The organism is Pseudopedobacter sp. (genome assembly GCF_040392825.1).
Classification (GTDB): Bacteria; Bacteroidota; Bacteroidia; order Sphingobacteriales; family Sphingobacteriaceae; genus Pseudopedobacter.
Map to the genome: position 1 here is coordinate 14,711 of NZ_JBEBVH010000010.1, position 16,819 is coordinate 31,529.

Sequence of the window (16,819 nt, forward strand, 5' to 3'; positions counted from 1 at the left end):
TAAAAAGCGATGTGGACTAATAACATTTGAATGCCATGAAAAAGACAATAAAAAGTTTGGTTTTTCTAGTTTGTGTAATGTCACACGCCTTGCTTTTTGCACAATTAGAACACGATGCTAAAAGACAGTTTAGAACAATTTCGATAGAACAGGGGCTTTCCCAAAGTACTGTGTACACCATTATACAGGATAGTTTGGGCTTTTTATGGATGGGAACGCAAGATGGTCTCAACCGTTACGATGGTGGTTCATTTCAAGTATACCGTCCGGTAAAAAAGGATAAAAACTCCATTGAGTCATCTTATATCAGGAGTCTCTTTTTAGATAGTAAAGGTGTATTATGGGTAGGCGGAAATAAGGGGATTAGTTCGTTTGATTATGTAAAAGAGTCTTTTAAAAACTATTCATTAAAAATAAAACCGGGTGAATGGTTTGTAACATCCATAAATAAAGACAAAAAAGAAAGATTGTGGGTAAGTACAAGCGGCGGAGAACTTTATGTTCATGATGCAAAGAAAGATACTTTCCACCAAATAGATTTACAGGCTTACAATAAAGGAATTAACAATGTATGGCATATTGCCAGAATAGACAGCCACTTCCTGCTGGGAACAGATGCCGGCGTTTTTCAATTTGACCCTGTAAGTCATAAAATTAACAGATTCCCAATAGACAAGAAGGTAAAAATTAACTACATTTTTGTCGATAAACAACATGTATGGGCCGGAACCGAAGGTTTTGGCCTTTTTGAGTATAACCGGATTTCTAAAACGGTAAAGCAATATAGGCACCTTGTTGGTTCTGCGGGAGTAAGTCTGGCCGACAACGATGTAAGAAGTATTGAAAAAGATGAGTCGGGTAATTTATGGGTTGGAACGTTTAAAGGTCTTTCCATTTTTAATAAAGAAGATGGAAGTATCCAAAACTATCTCCATCAGTCATCGGTTCCTTATACTTTAAGTCAGAATTCAGTTAGATATATTTACAGAGATAAGCAGCATGGGATGTGGATGGGAACTTTCTATGGTGGAGTTTCCTATTACCATAGTGATGATATCCGGTTCAGTTTCCTAAACAGAAACACGGGTAACCTGTCTTTGAACGATCACGTTGTAAATGTTATAAAAGAAGACCCACAAAAGAATATATGGATTGGAACGAACGATAAAGGGCTTAACTTTTGGGACAGAAAGAAAGGCATCATCAGATATTACTCTCACAGCGAGGCAGACATCAATTCTTTGGCTTCAAATAATATTAAAGCTATAGAGTTTGACGGTTCGGGAAATGTGTTGATAGGAACCCACAACGCAGGATTAAATTACTTTAATCCTGCTACAGGAAAAACTATTGTATTCAGACATAAAGAAGATGACGGTGCTTCTATAGCCGGAGATATGGTATATGCCCTGTTGCGGGATAAATCGGGAAGGATTTGGGTTGGAACACGCTCTGGTCTTGATAGATTTAATGCATCTACCAGAAGTTTTTCTCATTTATATTTAGATAAAAGAGGAACAAGGCTATCTTCCGACGAAATAACCACCCTGGAAGAAGATAGCAAGGGCAGGATTTGGATAGGAACAACCAACGGTGTGAATATCCTATATCCCGATCAGCTTATTTTTGATACCTTTTCCGGATCAAAGCTGAATAATGATGTTGTTACTTCCATCACAGAAGATAAAAAAGGCAGAATTTGGGTTGCAACCCGAGACGGAATTAATCTCTATAATGAAAAAACAAAGTCGTTTTCTGTTTTTAAGGATAATAAAAATCTCGTAAAAGGTATTGTTTACGGAATTATATCAGATAATGAAGGTAATCTCTGGTTATCTTTATCAAAAAATCTTTTAAAATTCAATCCGGATAAAAAGCTTTATCAACTGTTTGATATTAAAGATGGTTTGCAGAATAACCAATTTAACCTTTCTGCGGTAGATAGAACATCTGACGGAATGCTCCTGTTTGGCGGCATAAATGGTTTAACATACTTCTACCCGAAGGATGTGACTCCGAAGAAGATGAAGCTGGATCTTACTTTCACAGGGATGGAGGTTTTAAATAAACCTGTCTTTGCAGGCGATGCACATAATATCCTCAATCAACATATAGACAAGCAGGAAGTACTTAAGCTTAATCACGATCAAAAGCAGTTTACTATAAATTTCAATACGTTTAACTATATTTCTCCGAACAAGATCAAATATTTATACCAACTGGAGGGGTTTGACCATGACTGGCAGGAAACGGTAGCCGTCCCAAAAGTAACCTACACCAATCTAAAAGCAGGGAATTATACATTTAGGGTGAAGGCAATAGGTCCTTTAGGGGAATCCAGTCCGGAGAGAATGTTAAAAATAAAAATCTTACCACCGTGGTGGAAAAGTAACTGGTTCTTTTTACTGATAACAGCTTTGTGTATTGGTGGTGTTTATATGGCGTATTCTATTGTTACTGAACGGATGAAAACGCTGCATCAACTTAAAATGGAGCGGTTACAAAGAGAATTTACTACCAATAAGCTTAATTTAGAAAGGCTGGAACGTGAGAAAATCGATTCTATTAATAAAATGAAGACCGATTTCTTTACCAATATTTCTCATGAGTTCAGGACGCCACTTACTTTGATTATCGCTCCTTTGGAAGAGTTGATGAACAACAAAGTTTCTGAAAAGACCGTAAAAAAGTATCACGAACTAATCCTGTTAAATACCAGAAGGTTACTGAATTTGGTAGATCAGTTATTGGAATTCAGGAAAGCTGAAGCGGGAACAAGAAAACTAAAACTTACAAAAGGCGATATCGTAAGTTTTGTACACGATGTGTATAGTTCTTTTATAGTTCTGTCTGAAAAAAATGGAATCAAATATAGTTTCAAATCAACAGAAAACAGATTGCCTTTGTCTTTTGATAAAGATGCCATAGAAAAAATCTGTTTCAACCTCCTTTCCAATGCCTTTAAGTATACTCCAAAAGGCGGAGCTATTGAAATAAGCCTGACGAAAAGCAGTCACGAGGTAGTCATCATAGTTTCAGATACCGGAATTGGAATAGATGCCGAAGAGCAGCGCAGTGTTTTTGAAAGATTTTACCAGGTAGACAATCAGGAAATGAATTTAGGTTCTGGCATTGGTCTGGCATTTACTAAAAAACTGGTTGATCTTCACGGAGGGACTATTCAATTGAACAGTAAAAAAGGCGAAGGCTCTGTGTTTGCAGTCAACATTCCTATTGTAGATGAAGTGCAAACAGAAAATCTCAACGCAGAAGAATTTAGTTTAGTTATTGAAAATACTGTAGCGCAGGAATACGCCGAAACAGAAGAATTTGAAGAAGAACCAGAGGGCGTAACAGACGAAAAAGAACACTTACTTATTGTAGATGACAATTATGAAATTGTAGATTTTCTACATTCGCATTTAAGCAAAAGGTTTCAAACTACAGTAGCCTATAATGGCAAAGAGGCATTAGAGATTTTGGAAGAACAAAGTTTCGATCTTATTATTTCTGATGTAATGATGCCTGAGATAGACGGAATACAGGTCTGCAAAAAAATTAAACAGAATATCAATACCTGCCATATACCAATCATATTACTAACGGCTAAAAACGAAACCCAACATCAGATTAAAGGACTGGAAGCAGGGGCGGATGATTATGTGACTAAGCCATTTTCTATGAGTTTGCTATATGCAAAAATCCAGAGCATTTTAAAATCCAGGAAACGCTTAAAGGAATTTTATTCGGAATCGAAAGAAATAGTGCCGGAAAATATTGCTTTTAATACGCTGGATGAAGAGTTCCTGAGACAAGCTATTGCAACAATAGAAAAACATCTCAGCGATTCCGACTTTTCTGTAGATAAATTTAGCAGAGAAGTAGGCATGAGCAGATCTAATTTATATCTGAAACTGAAAGCAATTACAGGAGAATCTGCCACAGATTTTATTAAGCGTATTAGGTTTAAAAAGGCTGTGGAATTACTGGAATCAAAGCAATATACGGTAGCACAGGTTGCCTATATGTGTGGTTTCAATTCTCCTTCTTATTTTTCTACTGCGTTTAAGCAATACTACGATTGTATGCCTACAGAATACATTGCAAAGAAAAACGAGGGATAAATTTTTCTGGTTTTTAAAGAATTTGAATCAAAATTGAAACATAATTAGCTAGGATTGAAATCCGGAAGGTGTATTGTTCGATATTTTTGAATTCAAATATTTGCTAAGTGAAAGATTTTTATTCGATAGGGATTGATGTAGGAGGGTCTTCCCTAAAATGTGGATTGGTAGATCGTAAAGGAAAAATCATCTATTCTTTTTTAATGCCGTTAAATGACATTGAAACAGCCGATGATGTAGTTGTATTGATTAATGCTGCTATCAGAAAATGTGCAAATCATAGAGCCGATCAGATTTTAGGAGTGGGTATCGGATTTCCCGGTATTGTAAATAATAATATAGTAATTGGTGGTGCCGATAATTTGCCTGGATTTAAAAATTATCCAATAGGTGAGGTTATTGCACAATCTACCGGATTATTTGTCATTGCAGATAACGACGCCAATATGATGGCCTGGGGCGAGAAAATGTTTGGTGCAGGAAGAAATGCAACAGATGCCGTTTTCTTGACCATTGGTACAGGTATAGGAGGGAGCCTGATTATAAAAAATGAACTGTACGGCGGTTATCAGAATCACGGAACAGAATTAGGACATATTATCATTAATCATAATGGTAAAAAATGTTCTTGTGGAGCGAAAGGTTGTTTTGAAGCTTATGCTTCTACTTCCGCTTTAATTCAGGAATATTTCGAACTGACCGGCGAAAGAAGCGACGGGAAAAAAATTGTTGCAGCTTTTTTAGAAAACGAAGCAGCAGCAGTGAAAGTGCTGCATCAACACTTCGATTACCTGTCTGCAGGTATTACAAGTTTAGTAAATATTTTTAGTCCGCAAAAGGTAATTATTGGTGGTGGAATTTCAGAAGCGGGAGATTTCTATATTGGTGAAATTAGAAACCGGGTAGCTCAAATGGCAATGCCGGATACCATAACAAATACACATATCCTCAGAGCACAATTAGGCAATGATGCCGGATTGTTAGGTTGTGCAGCAAATGTTTTTTCAAAGTTTAAAAAGCAATTAGAACATATAAAGCATGTATAGAAGTAAATTTTTAGTATTGGTCATTTTGGTGATCTGGTTCGTTATATCTTTTGTAACAAATATAATTGGGCCTTTAATGCCAATCGTTATCGAGACGTACAAGTTAAGTCTTACCATGGCTGCGTTTTTGCCGTTTTCGTTTTTCTTAGCTTACGGCATTGCTTCTATACCTGCAGGAACGTTAATAGAACGTATAGGAGAAAAAAAAGCTATGCTTATTGCATTTTCTCTAAACTTGTTAGGTTCTTTGGCTTTAGCTATTTATCCGGTTTATGGTGTAGCCCTTTTTTCCTTATTTACAATAGGTATAGGGATGGCTATGCTGCAGGTTATTATAAACCCTTTAATGAGAACAGTAGGTGGCGAAGATAATTATGCTTTTTATTCTGTTCTGGCCCAATTGATATTTGGTTTAGGTTCTTTTGTTAGTCCTTTTGTATTTACTTTTCTTACGTCAGATAAATTCGTCAATAATCAGGAAAATGGTTTTATAGTCTTTTTGAATTCTTTAATAAACCTTAACCAGCAATGGACTATTTTATATTGGTTGTTTGGCGTCATATTTATAGCGGTATTCCTTTTAGTTTTTTCAATTAACATTCCAAAAGTTGAATTAAAAGAAGATGAAAAAGGTGGAAGTTTAGATACTTATCTGGAACTGATAAAAGATAATAAAGTTATTGCATTTTTTATAGGTATTGTTGCGTATGTAGGTACAGAACAATGTTTGGCGAATTGGATGTCAGAATTTCTTAAACAATACCATGGATTCGATGCTTCTACTCGGGGAGCAGAAGCAGTAGCCTGGTTCTGGGGTTTAATGTCTATAGGGTGCCTGTTGGGGTTATTGTTATTGAAGATATTAGATTCCAAAACAGTTTTGAAAGGAGCAGCGTTTTTAACTTTAATTGCCCTTACCGCTGCATTGTTCGGTTCTGCAGAACAATCCTATTATGCTTTTATGATTTCCGGATTTACCATCTCCGTGATGTTTTCAATAATTTTTTCATTGGCATTAAACTCGGTAACGAAGCATCATGGTTCATTCTCGGGAATCTTATGTACAGGAATTTTTGGAGGAGCGCTATTGCCACTTATTGTTGGAACTTTAGGCGATTATATAGGGCTGCGGTATGCGTTAATGGTACTTTATATCAGTATTGGCTACATTATGTATCTGGCCTTTTTTGCAAAGCCTTTAATAAGTAACAAAACTATTCGGTCAAAAAAGAACATAGATGGTTAAAGGCCAATAGCAAAAAGCATAAAGTGCCAGGGCATCTCTTGGAGACTAAAAGCCGGGGTAATTGAGATAACACCAGATTGTGTAAACGGAGTAATTGTAGTTTTAAATCAAGACTAATTACTCCGTTTTTTATAAAACATGTATTTTTGATAAAAAAACTGCTATGAAAAAGATATTCTTCGTTATTCTTCTATGCTGTTTTTCAGTTTTTGTAAATGCGCAGCAAAAATTGGAAGCACTGGATAAAGATCTGTCTACGGTTGTTTATCCCTTTAAAGTACATTTCCTGAGCTTTAATTCCCAGAATCAGCCTCTTAAAATGGCTTATATGGATGTAAAGCCAGCTAATTATAATGGAAAGAATATTGTTTTGCTTCATGGGAAGAACTTTAACGGAGCTTATTGGGAACGAACAATCAAAGCATTAAATGACGCCGGTTTCCGGGTTATTGTACCCGATCAGATAGGTTTTGGGAAATCAACCAAGCCACAATACTATCAGTATAGTTTCAACCAGCTGGCTCAGCATACCAAATCCATTTTAGATACACTTAAAATACATAAAGCCATTGTTTTAGGACATTCTATGGGCGGAATGCTCGCAACCCGTTTTGCATTAATGTATCCGGAAATTACAGAGAAACTGATATTGGAAAACCCTATTGGATTGGAAGATTATAAAGCATTGGCTCCTTATCAGTCTGTAGACAAAAATTATCAGAGCGAATTAAGGAATTCTGTAGAAAGCTATAAAAATTATCAGCTTAGATTCTATTACGATAACAAATGGAAAACAGAATATGAACCGTGGTTAAATCTTTTGGCAGGCTGGACCTTGCATAAAGATTATCCCATAATTGCCTGGAATGCAGCCTTAACTACTGATATGATTTTTACCCAACCTGTGGTTTACGAATTTAAAAATATAAAAACGCCAACTTTACTAATTATAGGAACCAGAGACAGAACAGCACTAGGGAAAGACAGAGCCAATCAGGAAGTGCAAGCTACTATGGGCCGATATGATGTATTGGGCAAAAAAACACAGCAGGAAATTCCCGGTTCGAAGTTAATAGAATTAGAAGGAGTAGGGCATTTGCCGCATATAGAGGTTTTTGAGAGATTTATAAAACCGTTATTTGATTTCCTGAAGAATTGATAAATAGAACCAAGGCATTCTCAAAACGTTTGGTTAAGACTAACGACTTTTATGTCTTTCCAATACGAATGCTTTCGAAGTGGTTTTAGCTATAAATAATCTTATGGTTTTTTATAAAGAGGCAGTGTAAATATAAAGTTTGCACCTTGTCCCAGTTCACTTTCTACTTTAATGTTTCCATGGTGACGTTCAATAATTTCCTTGGTCAGATACAATCCTAATCCCAATCCCGAAATGTTGTTAACACCATCAGCCCTGTAAAATCTCGTAAATATTTTTTTCTGACTTTCCGGAGAGAGCCCAATACCCGTATCTCTGATACTTACACTTACAGAATTATCATTGGAAAGCAGAGAAACGTAAACTTTATCAGATTTAGGTGAATATTTTACGGCGTTGCTGAGAAGATTAGTAATTACCTGCTCTAATCTTTGCTGGTCTCCTTCTACGATAAGCGGAGATTGATTGTCTTCGAAAACAATCTTATGCGATCTTGCGGTGTAAGAGAAATTTTCTATACTTTCTATCACCAACTCGCGGAAATCCAATACCTCGGTATTGAATTGTAATTTACCGGCCTCAATTTTTGATACATTTAAAAGATCAGAAACAAGAGATTCCAGTTTATCAGCCTGTATCAAAGCTTTATTTACAAATAGTTTACTCATTTCCTTGTCATGAGTACTTCTCGAAAGAATTTGTAAATAACCTTTAATAGAAGTCAAAGGTGTTTTCAGTTCATGACTTGCCAAAGCAATAAACTCGTCTTTTTTTAGATTGAGTGATTTGATTTCTTCAAATAACTCAGAATTATCTAACGCTATAGCCGCTTGCGAAGCAATACTGCTTAATATATTTTCATGTTCCTCTGTAAATCTCGAAGATTCCTTATGTCCAAATAATAAACCGCCAATAACCTTTCCGGAATTGAGTTTTACAGGCATAGCCAGATAACTTTTTATATGTAAATGCTCGTCATAAGGCATGGTAAGCTTATATCTGGAATCATGCGTAATATCGTCAATACGAACAGGTTCATTACCATTAAATGCCAGTTGGGAAAGATCTGTCTGTTTAGGTATTTGCATTTTGTCGAAAACTTCACGAGAAGTTCCGGATAAATTATAAAGCATCATTTCTTCGCCGGAAGAATTTGTTGTTTTATAAAAGAAAGCTCCAAAATTCGCACCCGTAATTTTTGTGGTAGCATCGGTCACCTTCTGTAAAATCGCTTGTACATCTAATTTCTCCGATATAGCTTTTCCTATGGAATAGAGCATTTCCAGATTCTCAGAGTATTTTTTAAATGCCTGTTGGTGAGATACTTCTACGGAAATATCTCTTGCAATTTTAGACGCTCCTATAATTACTCCTTTGTTATTGTAAATAGGGGAGATTGTAATAGACACATTTATCTCTGATCCGTCTTTTTTGAGTCTGATCGTTTCATAATGATCTACTTTTTGTCCACTTTTAATCTTGCTTATGATTATAGTTTCTTCTTCAAGTCTATCCTTTGGTATAAGCTTGGTAATAGACAGGCCAATCATTTCATCTTCAGAATAACCGAAAATCTTTTCGGCTTCTAAATTCCAGCTGGTTATTATGCCATTTAAATCTTTACTGATAATAGCATTATAAGCATGTTTTACAATATCTGTAAATATAGAATGGTGTTCACCGGTACTTTTAGGTGTAATGTCAACCAAAGTATTATGAATGGCTACGATATTGTTTTGTTTGTCTAAAAATAATTTAGGAGTAGAAATTACGCGCTTTAAACTAAAATCGGGTAATTCGATTAATATTTCCTTACTGCCTTCTTCTTTTTCACTTTTAAGGCAATCTAGCAGTTCGTTTTTTTGCGGGGTTAAGAGAATGCCATCTGTGTTATACGATTTCCAGGCTCCGGTCCAAAGGGCATTTTCTTTTGGGATCTGTCCCCAGAGGTTCACGGCAGATTCGTTAAAATAAATAATCTTCCCAGCTATATTACAGGCATAAAAGGGTAAAGGATGATTTTCGAAAATTGCCTTAAAAACTTCATAAATAGATTTATCACTTAAGGTGTCCTGAATCTCACTAACTGAATTTGAAGATATTGGCATAAAAAAAGCTATAGGAAAATACCAAATAATACAATAATAAAAATAACAAAAAGTTTTTCAACTAGTGTTTTTTATAAAATACAATTTAAGTATTCTAACTTAGCTCAAATACCCCTTTTCCAAAAAAATCTGGTTTATGAAAATCAGGAATAGCTGTATCTATTCTATTCCACGATAAATAATGGGGCTGCATCAGATCATCTCCACATTTATAGAAATTCATATCCAAAGATTTTCCTTTTAAACTTTGAATGTTATCTCTGGAAAAAGCTTTAAAAGGGATAATTACGGTTAATTCCCAGTGTATTAAATTTGTAGTCCCCACATTCACAAAGCGAATGAACCTATTGGTTTTAATGAGCTCGATATCTCTTATAGGCAGGAAGGTTCTGTGTGCTTTATCTGGTCCATGTTGTGCTAAGCAAACACCATTACAATTAAACTCAAAATTGTAGTAATTTTCATTATCTACGCTTACAAAAAATTCAACACAAGTATCTTTGTAAACAGGATCATTAGTTTGATTATAAACCGCCCTGATTTCATCTTCCGTTATGAAATATTTAATAGCAATGGCATCATCACCATATAAAACAGAAAATTCGCAACTACCTATATAATCCTTATTGGGCCATGCGCTTTGGTTAACAGCATGTTTTTCAGTAGAATCCAGTAAATGATGTATATCTTCTGCCTTATTTTTTATACTTATCTGAGGGTTATATTGTATAATAAGCGTATTCATTGCTACAAAGATATTAAAACTACCTTGTTAGCGCACACGCATTTGTTATTTTAATAAAGATTTAAAGAAGAACTAATATTTATTTAAGTAGTACTTGCTGTTTTCTGCAATCACAATATCTAAAGGAAGATGTTTTATGGCTGGCACCTTCTTCTTAAAAACTAAATGATCTGTTAAATAAGAAATACCCCAATAGCCCTGTCCATACGGGTTTTGGTTTATCAGGTAATTAATAAGTCCGTTTTCAAGATATTTTATATTCTGCTCCAATAAATCATAGCCTACCAGTTTAATATCTTTTATTTTATTTTTTTGCAGAAAATGGGCAATGTAATAAGCCTTGGAAGTAGTAACATAAATGGCCTTTAAATCTTTATAATCTTTAATAAGTTGCTGCATTTGTTCAGAAAATTCTTCTTCAGTAGATCGTGTCAGTTCCGAAACCACGATATTAAAGCCCTTTCTCTTTTTATAAAAAGTCCTGAAACCTTCTTCTTTTTCACGTAAATGCGCTGCATTCTTAATATTTTCGTCAATATGAGCAATAACAATACATCCATCAGAAACACTGTTATCTATTAATTTTGCCGCAACTAGTCCGCTTTGGAAAGAATCTTGTCCAATATAACTTAACGGACCAAAATCGGTAATTTGCGTATTAAAGAATACAAAAGGAATTCCGTTTTTTTTCCAGTCTTCTAAAAAAGGCAAAACTTCTTTATAGAAAATAGGAGAGACAAGCACACCATCAAAATCGTTAGCTGCTATTTGTTGGGCCTGTTTAATAAAACTCTTAACATCGTATGGATTAAAAAGAAATTGTTCTACGCTGATGCCATAACCTCTCAACTCTTTTTCAGCGTGTTTTATTCCCAAAGCAGGAGCCTCCCAATAGGAATCTAATTTAGCATCGGGAATAAGGGCAGCGATCGCAAAAACCTTGTTATTTCCTAATGCTCTCGCAAGCAGGTTTGGTTCGTAATTAAGTTCTTCTATAACAGCTAAAACCTTTTGTTTTGCATCATCAGAAACCCTTCCCCTGTTATGAAGAACCCTGTCGACTGTACCTGTAGAAACTCCGGATTTTAAAGCTATATCTTTTATTCGAACTATCTTTTTCGGCATTACATTGCTTATTTAACTAGGCAAATGTATTAATTTCTTCATAGAATTATAAAAACAGAGCAAAGAAGCAGATAGGTATAAGGCTTGTTATCAATTAAAATAAGTGTGCGATCTGATTTCTTTTGTTAAAAATTAATTTATATAATTGTTTTCGGTAACGTTAACGTCATACTGATTATGAACAAGAGATTTCACATCATTTTGCTATTTATTCTGGTTTCATTTGTTGGCTTTAGTCAGCAAAAACCAGCTGTCTCACATGTTGCATCTAAGAATTGGCGAATCAGCTTCGCAGGATCTTCTGTTACCTGGGGAGGTGGTTTTTTACAGTCTGGGTTAGTAAGAGAAGCCATTTTGAATATCCAGAGAAAGAAATCTACTACTGTAGAACCTAAAATGGTAAAGGTAGAAGGAAATAAATCTTACTTAAATGGGCCTAACGATCAAAAATATTTTGGAGGAGAGGCTTTGAAAATTACTGGTGTAAATTCAAATATCAAATTTTCTACTGTTGGCGATGAAATCACGATTGTACAGGGCATAGAAAGAGATAATAATTCTGCCTCAGAAATAGAACTATATATAGATGGCAAATTATATGATACTTTTAATAATTGGAATACAAGCCCTATCGGAACCGATAAAAAAGAGTTTAACGGAGACGGTGTGAACAAACAATTTGACTTGGGAAGAGCGTTTACTTTCGGGCATCAGATATTTCTGAATAATAATCTGTTAAAAGGCGACCATAACCAGGGAGGCTATGGCGGAGGAGAAATTCCTAAACACTTAGATTATCTGGTAATCAGAAAATATGGTAAAGATAAAAACGGAGATCCGGAAGTTCACCACTGGATTTCTTTTAAAAATGCCCCGGTAAAAGGAGATAAGCTGGTTATTTCTTTTTCTTATGGGGAAGAAATTAGCTACGAGAAAACTACAATAGGAAAATCTGATAAAGGTGAGTTGGAAAGTCCTTTTGGTGATGGAGATGTATCATTTGATATTACTAAGCCAACCAGAGTTTCCAGTGGCCTTGATTATAGGGAGACAGATGACAGAGCTGTTAAAACTTACAGATTTAAAGAGGTTAAAAATCGAAATGTAGAATTAAAGCTAAAAGGCAATTATAAGAATGCAAAAGGTCTTCCATATTTTATATTCAATTTTGCAACCAACAGATTTTTTTCTTTCCAAAATGCAGGTATTGGGGGGTGGAAACTAACATTCTTTAATAATCCGGATGACTTTCACCGGAGCTATAAAAAAATTGCAAGCTTCTCGCCAGATATTTTATATATGGAGACAACTCCAAATGATGATTGGAGTGTAAAAGGATATAAACTTTATACCGAATATCCTAATTTTTCTTTGCAGGAATTGCAGTCTATTAGAACACTACCCATTAAATCTATAGCATATACCGAAGCTTCGGATACTTATAAATTTCAAAAATGGGCAGGTAAAATTGATAAAATAACAGAAAATAGCGTTATATTTTTAGCAGATCAGCATCATAAAATAGAAGCAGCGCCTAAGCAGGGAGACTACGTATTTCTTGGCGGATACTATTCTAATAATAAAGAATATATTGTGAGAAAGGTTAAAAAATATGATGAAGCCAACCACCAGATATTTTTTGACAGACCTATAACACCCGGAGAATTGATTTATAATAATATTGATGTGCTTAAAGGAATGGAAATCCGCGTTAGATCTCTGTCTGTTTTCGAGCAGGACTTTAGAAAATTTGTTAATCATATTAGAAAGTTAAAGTCAGAAGTACAGATTGCTTCTATGGTTAATCCGCTACCAATTATTGGGGCAAGAGAGCTATGGGGATATTGGGATCTGATGAATGATATTTCTAAAGAAACAAAAGTCGAGAATTTAGAAGTTAAACCTTTTTATGACTATCAATATTCTCAAAACCGGGATAAAGAGGTGATTTTGGATGCAAGTACATTAAAACTTAATCCGCTGACGGGTTATATGGAAGCCAAAATAAATGGGTTTGATGGCAAAAATCGCCAGAATTTTCAGGTATTTGTAGATGGTAAAAATGTATACGGATCAGATGCCGTAGTGAGAAACCCTTATGCTTATGGTGTAGATTTTGGCCTTAAAAAAACAGCGCTTAATATGGATTGGCAAAAAGAAGGCGTTAGGGCGAATCAAAAAATTAACCAAAAAATGGAACTTGTTTTTCTTAAGAACGCACCTGCTTCTGGCAAGATTCATATCAAATTTTCAACTAAAACCTGGAGTGGTGATGGGTGCCACGTGAGAACCGGAGATGATGGTTCAAAAATATACGGTGCCGTTTATTACGATTATTTTAATAAAATGACAGAAAAGTCTGCATCGAAATAGATATTCTTTGACAAAAATAAATAAAGAGGTGTCCGGTTCAATAATTTCTGGACACCTCTTTATATTTTCAGCATTACCATAAATGATGAACCTGCTTCTTAATTTTATTTTCGTAAAGCGTTCTTACAGCCTTCATCTGTTCCTCAGAAAGCCTTGGTAAGTTGTCTGCTTTCAGGTTGTTTTCTAATTGTACAGGTGAAGAGGCTCCCGGGATAACGCAGCTTATTTCTTCGAATTGCAAAATCCATTTCAATGCAACCAGGGCAAGCTCATCATCAGGGAAAATAGACTTTAATTCTTCAACAGCTTCAAGCCCAAGTTGATAATCAACCCCCGAAAAAGTTTCGCCTTTATCGAATGCCTCGCCATTTCTGTTAAAGAAACGGTGATCTTCTTTTTCGAAAGTCGTAGTTTTTGAAAATTTTCCTGTAAGTAAGCCGCTGGCTAATGGCACACGGGCAATTAAACCAATATTATTGGTTTTTGCGGCAGCAAAAAGCTCATCAATAGGTTTTTGCCTGAACATATTAAAAATGAATTGTATAGCGGTTACATTGCTATAGGTCATAGCTCTTAACCCTTCTTCCACTTTTTCTATACTAACGCCAAGGTTCCTTATTTTTCCTTCTTGCTTAAGACGGTCAAAAAGTTCAAATATTTCGTCTCTGTAAAATACTTCTGTTGGCGGACAATGCAGTTGAATTAAATCAATGCATTCTATACCCATATTGCTCAGGCTATCTTCTACACATTTGCGTAAAGCGTTTGTTGTATACGATTCGTTGATGTGAGGAGAAAGTTTTCTTCCGCATTTGGTTGCAATATATATTTCTTCTGCTCTGGATTTAACTACTTTGCCAACCGCTTTTTCACTTTCTCCGTCTCCATAGACATCTGCAGTATCAATAAAATTAATTCCGCTGTCTATAGCCAGATTTAAGATTTGTTCTGCATTGGAGTAATTAAATTTCTCGCCCCACTTTCCGCCAACCTGCCATGTGCCCAGGCTTATTTCAGAGATATCGAGACCGGTTTTACCTAATATTCTATATTTCATTTTTGTATAATTCTAAATTCAAAAGTAAAAACAAAAAGATAAAAAGTGTTAATCATACAATTGTCTAATGAACAACTCCCCATCTTCTGCGTTAAAAAATACTAGAGGAAATTCGGTAAATTTGTTATATGTGGTACAATAATATTTTAGAAACCATAGGGAATACACCTTTGGTGAAGCTTAATAAAGTCACGAAAGACATTAAGGCCACTGTTCTGGCTAAAATAGAAACCACTAATCCGGGAAATTCTATAAAGGACCGTATGGCTCTGAAAATGATAGAAGATGCCGAGAAAAGTGGTAAACTAAAACCGGGAGGGACTATTATTGAAGGTACATCCGGAAACACAGGTATGGGACTGGCTATTGCTGCAGTTATTAAGGGATACAAATGTATTTTTACCACCACAGATAAACAATCTAAAGAAAAAGTAGACGCACTTAAAGCATTTGGTGCCGAAGTAATTGTTTGTCCGACAGACGTTGAGCCTGAAGACCCCCGTTCTTATTATTCTGTGTCTTCCAGGTTGGAAAAGGAAGTTCCTAATTCATGGAAACCTAACCAGTACGATAATCTGTCTAATTCTATAGCACATTATGAGCAAACCGGACCCGAAATATGGGATCAGACAGAAGGGAAAATTACGCATTTGGTAGTAGGAGTTGGTACAGGAGGGACGATTTCCGGCGCTGGAAAATTTTTGAGGGAAAAGAACCCAAATATCAAAATATGGGGAATTGACACCTACGGTTCTGTATTCAAAAAATATAAAGAGACCGGAATTTTTGATGAAAAAGAAATCTACCCCTATATTACCGAAGGCATAGGAGAAGACTTTTTGCCAAGGAACGTAGATTTTGATTTAATAGACCTGTTTGAAAAAGTTACCGATAAAGATGCGGCCCTGATGACCAGAGATATTGCCCGCAAAGAAGGAATATTTGTTGGCAACTCGGCAGGTGCTGCAATAGCAGGATTGTTGCAGCTGAAAGACAAGTTAAAAGAAGATGACGTTGTAGTTGTAATTTTCCACGACCATGGTTCGCGATACATGGGGAAAATGTTCAATGACGATTGGTTACGGGAAAGAGGATTTCTGGAAGATGACAAGCTAACTGCTAAGTCTATTCTTGCTAAAAGAACACCTCAGGAAATGGTAACCATTGACGTAAATAAAACAGTTTTAGAAGCGATAAATACAATGAAATCGCTGTTCATCTCTCAAATTCCGGTAACACAGCAAGGGATGGTGGTAGGGAAAATTACAGAGAGCGATATTCTGAGTGCATTATTAGAAAACCCTTCGCTGAAATCTGCAAAGGTAGAAAGCATAACGACTGCAACTTTTCCATTTGTAGACTTGAATACTTCTATAGATAGAATATCGGGCTTAATTAATAAAGAAAATGCGGCTGTGCTGGTTGAAGATGAACAGGGTAAAATAGAAATTATTACACAATATGATATTATAAATGCGATTTCTGAATAATATATATAATACTAAAAAAAATAATTAAATCATTTGTTTGCTTATTTTTTTTAGTATTAATGGTTGTTTACGTATATTTTACTATTTTTTATTAGTAATTATAGTGTATTTTATTTAGTATAATCGTGATATCAATTTTTAACAAATCTGATACTTTTACTAAAAACAGCATTAGAAACAGTTACCAAATAAACTTGTGATTTTAAGTTTTCTATATCGCAGAGTACGTTACTTGAATCACTGATATCATAATTATCTATTTTCCTGATAATCTTTCCTGTCATGTCTGAAATAGTAATTAAAGTATGATTAAAAGCTTTTGCCGGATACAAGACATATAAATCTT

At 35.2% G+C, this 16,819-nt stretch carries 11 protein-coding genes; 6 read left to right on the plus strand and 5 right to left on the minus strand.

Going from position 1 to position 16,819, the window contains the following annotated elements; genetic code table 11:
- Positions 1-35: 35 nt before the first annotated feature.
- The 4 genes from ABWO41_RS01495 (at position 36) to ABWO41_RS01510 (ending at position 7,575) form a co-directional block, all read left to right on the plus strand.
- Entirely contained in the window at positions 36-4,124 is a 4,089-nt protein-coding gene (locus tag ABWO41_RS01495; protein WP_353132349.1) for a hybrid sensor histidine kinase/response regulator transcription factor, read from the plus strand.
- Positions 4,125-4,231: 107 nt separating this feature from the next.
- Complete coding sequence (locus tag ABWO41_RS01500) at positions 4,232-5,170, plus strand: ROK family protein (protein WP_353132351.1); 939 nt, start codon at positions 4,232-4,234, stop codon at positions 5,168-5,170.
- Positions 5,163-6,416, plus strand: a complete 1,254-nt coding sequence (locus ABWO41_RS01505; RefSeq protein ID WP_353132353.1) for an MFS transporter — start codon at positions 5,163-5,165, stop codon at positions 6,414-6,416. The genes ABWO41_RS01500 and ABWO41_RS01505 overlap by 8 nt, the downstream gene beginning before the upstream one ends.
- 163 nt (positions 6,417-6,579) lie before the next feature.
- Positions 6,580-7,575, plus strand: coding sequence for an alpha/beta fold hydrolase (locus tag ABWO41_RS01510; protein ID WP_353132355.1), 996 nt, complete (start codon positions 6,580-6,582; stop codon positions 7,573-7,575).
- Positions 7,576-7,676: 101 nt separating this feature from the next.
- On the opposite strand, the gene ABWO41_RS01515 is transcribed toward ABWO41_RS01510, so the two are convergent.
- From ABWO41_RS01515 to ABWO41_RS01525, 3 genes are all read right to left on the minus strand, one after another.
- Positions 7,677-9,683, minus strand: a complete 2,007-nt coding sequence (locus ABWO41_RS01515) for an ATP-binding protein (RefSeq protein WP_353132357.1) — start codon at positions 9,681-9,683, stop codon at positions 7,677-7,679.
- A 94-nt stretch (positions 9,684-9,777) separates the two neighbouring features.
- On the minus strand, positions 9,778-10,428 hold the full coding sequence (locus tag ABWO41_RS01520; RefSeq protein WP_353132359.1) for a carbohydrate-binding family 9-like protein: 651 nt from the start codon (positions 10,426-10,428) through the stop codon (positions 9,778-9,780).
- Between the two features lie 72 nt (positions 10,429-10,500).
- Positions 10,501-11,553: a LacI family DNA-binding transcriptional regulator gene (locus tag ABWO41_RS01525; RefSeq protein WP_353132361.1), complete on the minus strand. Its 1,053-nt coding sequence runs from the start codon at positions 11,551-11,553 to the stop codon at positions 10,501-10,503.
- A 177-nt stretch (positions 11,554-11,730) separates the two neighbouring features.
- Here ABWO41_RS01525 and ABWO41_RS01530 point away from each other — a divergent pair, with 177 nt between their 5' ends.
- Positions 11,731-13,926, plus strand: coding sequence for a hypothetical protein (locus ABWO41_RS01530; protein WP_353132363.1), 2,196 nt, complete (start codon positions 11,731-11,733; stop codon positions 13,924-13,926).
- Between the two features lie 73 nt (positions 13,927-13,999).
- On the opposite strand, the gene ABWO41_RS01535 is transcribed toward ABWO41_RS01530, so the two are convergent.
- A complete protein-coding gene (locus ABWO41_RS01535) occupies positions 14,000-14,983 on the minus strand; it encodes an aldo/keto reductase (protein ID WP_353132365.1) in 984 nt (327 codons plus the stop codon).
- 128 nt (positions 14,984-15,111) lie between these two features.
- Here ABWO41_RS01535 and ABWO41_RS01540 point away from each other — a divergent pair, with 128 nt between their 5' ends.
- Positions 15,112-16,473, plus strand: a complete 1,362-nt coding sequence (locus tag ABWO41_RS01540; RefSeq protein WP_353132367.1) for a pyridoxal-phosphate dependent enzyme — start codon at positions 15,112-15,114, stop codon at positions 16,471-16,473.
- A gap of 131 nt (positions 16,474-16,604) precedes the next feature.
- On the opposite strand, the gene ABWO41_RS01545 is transcribed toward ABWO41_RS01540, so the two are convergent.
- Positions 16,605-16,819: T9SS type A sorting domain-containing protein (locus ABWO41_RS01545; protein ID WP_353132369.1), on the minus strand; the 215-nt coding region annotated here is incomplete at its 5' end.